This is a genomic window from Longimicrobium sp. (assembly GCF_036387355.1).
In the GTDB taxonomy this organism is placed as follows: domain Bacteria; phylum Gemmatimonadota; class Gemmatimonadetes; order Longimicrobiales; family Longimicrobiaceae; genus Longimicrobium.
In genome coordinates this window covers 1-3,118 of sequence record NZ_DASVTX010000268.1, presented here as the reverse complement: position 1 = coordinate 3,118, position 3,118 = coordinate 1, and the positions used below count along the sequence as shown (strand labels likewise).

The 3,118-nt window shown below is 72.3% G+C and carries 2 protein-coding genes; both read left to right on the top strand.

What is annotated here, in order from left to right; all coding sequences use genetic code 11:
- The first annotated feature begins 397 nt into the window (after window positions 1-397).
- Window positions 398-1,912 carry an NAD(P)/FAD-dependent oxidoreductase gene (locus tag VF665_RS11510; RefSeq protein WP_331053579.1) on the top strand — a complete coding sequence of 505 codons (1,515 nt, stop codon included), beginning with the start codon at window positions 398-400 and terminating at the stop codon, window positions 1,910-1,912.
- The coding region (locus VF665_RS11505; RefSeq protein ID WP_331053578.1) for an alpha/beta hydrolase at window positions 1,909-3,118 on the top strand (1,210 nt) is incomplete at its 3' end. The genes VF665_RS11510 and VF665_RS11505, both read left to right, overlap by 4 nt.

Sequence of the window (3,118 nt, the reverse complement as noted above, 5' to 3'; positions counted from 1 at the left end):
CACGGTCGCGAGAGTGTGGATTCCCGCGGATGCCTGCTGGGCGGCGGCGGGGGAAGAGGCGAGCAGGGCCGCGCACGCCAGCGCCAGACCGGCGCGAGTGAACATCATCATGCTTCCCGTGGATCGGGGTCGGATCAGGCTGCCGCGGGTCGCCAGCAGCCCCGCGCGGGCCACGCGTCCCGCCGTGTGGACGGTGATCCGCGGTGACGGCGAGGTAGTACGGTGCGGCGGGCGCGCGTCACGCCCGTGGCGTACAATATAGCATCGCGCCCGCCGCACCGGAAACGGATGGCGGACCGGGTGGCTTGACCGATGCAAAAGGCGCGGCTCCGGGCAGAGATTGCGGGGAGCGGCGGATCATCGCCGTCCGGAAGGCGGGCATGGAAGGCGGGTGTGGATGACGATCTCACGGGGACGGGAGGCGGCGGTGGCGGGTGCGGAGACGCGGACGGGGATCATCATCATCGGGAGCGGGTTCGGCGGGCTGGGAATGGCCATCCGCCTGCGCCAGGAGGGCCGGGACGACTTCCTGATCCTGGAGCGCGCGGGCGACGTGGGCGGCACGTGGCGCGACAACACGTATCCCGGCGCCGCCTGCGACGTGCAGTCGCACCTGTACTCGTTCTCCTTTGCGCTCAACCCGGAGTGGAGCCACAGCTTTTCCCGCCAGCCCGAGATCCAGGCGTACCTGCGGCGCACGGCGGAGGAGTACGAAATCCTGCCCCGCGTCCGCTTTCATCACGAGGTCACGTCTGCGGAGTGGGACGAGGCCGCAGGCCACTGGCGCGTCCGCGCGGCCGGCCGCGACTTCGCCGCCCCCGTGCTGGTGATGGCGGCCGGGGCGCTGAGCGACCCCATGATTCCCGCCATCCCCGGGCTGGACGCGTTCCGGGGGCGCGCCTTCCACTCCAGCCAGTGGGACCACGCGTACGACCTGGCGGGCAAGCGCGTCGCGGTGATCGGCACGGGGGCGTCGGCCATCCAGTTCGTTCCCGCCATTCAGCCGGTGGTCGGGCGGCTGCACCTGTTCCAGCGCACGCCTCCGTGGATCATCCCTCGCCACGACCGGCCGCTGGGGCGCGCGGGGCAGGCCCTGTTCCGCCGGGTGCCCGCCGCGCAGAAGGCCGTGCGGGCGGGGATCTACCTGGCGCGCGAGGCGTTCGTCTTTGGATTCCGCAACCCGCGCGCAATGGCGGTGGCGCAGCGGACGGCCCTGCGCCATCTGCGCCGCAGCGTTCCCGATCCCGTCCTGCGCGCGAAGCTGACGCCGGACTTCACCATGGGGTGCAAGCGCGTCCTGCTCAGCAACGACTATCTCCCCGCCCTCACGCGGCCCAACGTGGAGGTGGTGACGGATGCCATCGCCGAGATCCGCGCGCGCTCCATCATCACGCGCGATCGCGTGGAACGGGAGGTGGACGCGATCATTCTGGGCACCGGCTTTCGCCCGACGGACCCGCCGCTGGCGCCGGTGACGCGCGGCCGGGAGGGGCGCACCCTGGCGGAGGCGTGGAAGGGGAGCCCGCAGGCGCACCTGGGCACGACGGTGGCGGGATTTCCCAACCTGTTCATCCTCCTGGGGCCCAACACGGGGCTGGGCCACACGAGTGTCGTGTACATGATCGAGGCGCAGCTGGAGCACGTGATCCGCGCGCTGCGCCACATGCGGGAGACGGGCGTGGCCGCGCTGGAGCCGCGCCCGGAAGCGCAGGCCGCCTTCGTGGCCGAAGTGGACCGGCGGATGCGCGGAACCGTATGGACGCACGGCGGATGCGCGAGCTGGTACCTGGACGAAACGGGGCGCAATTCCACGCTCTGGCCGGACTTCACCTGGCGCTTCCGCCGCAGGCTGTCGCGCTTTGACCCATCGGAATACCGGATGACCACCATGGACGGAAGGATGCCGCGATGAGCGTCGAGTGGACGGAACCGCCCGCGCCGCGGCTCTCCGTGGCGGCGCGCGGCGAGGTGCTGGTGGGGCGGTTGATGCCGCGCCTGCCGCCGGGGATGGCGGTGCGCCTTTCCGGCGAGCCCGCGGTGACGGCGGATGGGCGCACGCTGGATGCGCACGTGCAGCTTGCCCGTTCGGTACGGCGGCGGCGCGGTTCCCACGGCCTTTGCGAGCCGTCGCTGGACGTGGCGCGGGCGCGCTACCGGCACGAGACGCTGGTGTTCCAGTGGCGCCGCACGCCGGTGGCGCGGGTGCGGGATGGGGTGATCCGCGGGCCGGGCGGTCCGCTGCGCCTGCGCCACTACGTGCCGGATGGGACCGGCCCCGCGCCGCTGACCGTCTACCTGCACGGCGGCGGGTTCACCATCGGCGACCTGGACACGCACGACGAGCCGTGCCGCATCCTGTGCCGCGAGGCGGGGATGCACGTGCTTGCGGTCGATTACCGGCTCGCGCCCGAGCATCCGTTTCCCGCCGCGCTGCAGGACGCGACGGCGGCGCTGCGGTGGGCGCAGGCGCACGCGGCGGAACTGGGGGCGGACCCGGCGCGCGTGGGGATCGGCGGGGACAGCGCCGGCGCCAACCTGGCGACGGTGATCGCGCGGGAAACGCGGGGCGATGCGCCGCCCGCCGCGCAGCTCCTCATCTATCCGCCCACGGATGGGGTAACGCCGCGCCCGTCGCAGGCGCTGTTCGGGCGCGGGTACTTTCTGGACCAGGCGGACCGCGACGCCTTCGACGGATTCTACCTGGGCGGGACGGGGGTGGGCCTGGCCGACCCGCGCGTGTCGCCGGCGTACGCCGACGATCTTTCCGGGATGGCGCCCGCGCTGGGGGTGACGGCGGGATTCGACCTGCTGCGCGACGAGGCGGAGGTGTACTTCGACGCCATGGAGCGTGCCGGAACCCCGGTGCGGCGGATCCACGTTCCCGCGCACGGCCACGGCTTCGTGCACATGACCGGCGTGTCGCCCGGCGCGCACGCGGCGATGGTGCGGATTGCCCGCGCGTGGCGGGAGGTGATCTTGGCCTGCCCCCCGTATTATGAACCAGCTAGAATGGGAGTCCACACTGCCCGAGGGGAGAGGAGGACTCATGAAGCAGGCGACATACACGTCCACGCAGATTGTGGGCATGCTGAAGGAAGCGGAAGCGCTGCTGTCCGCG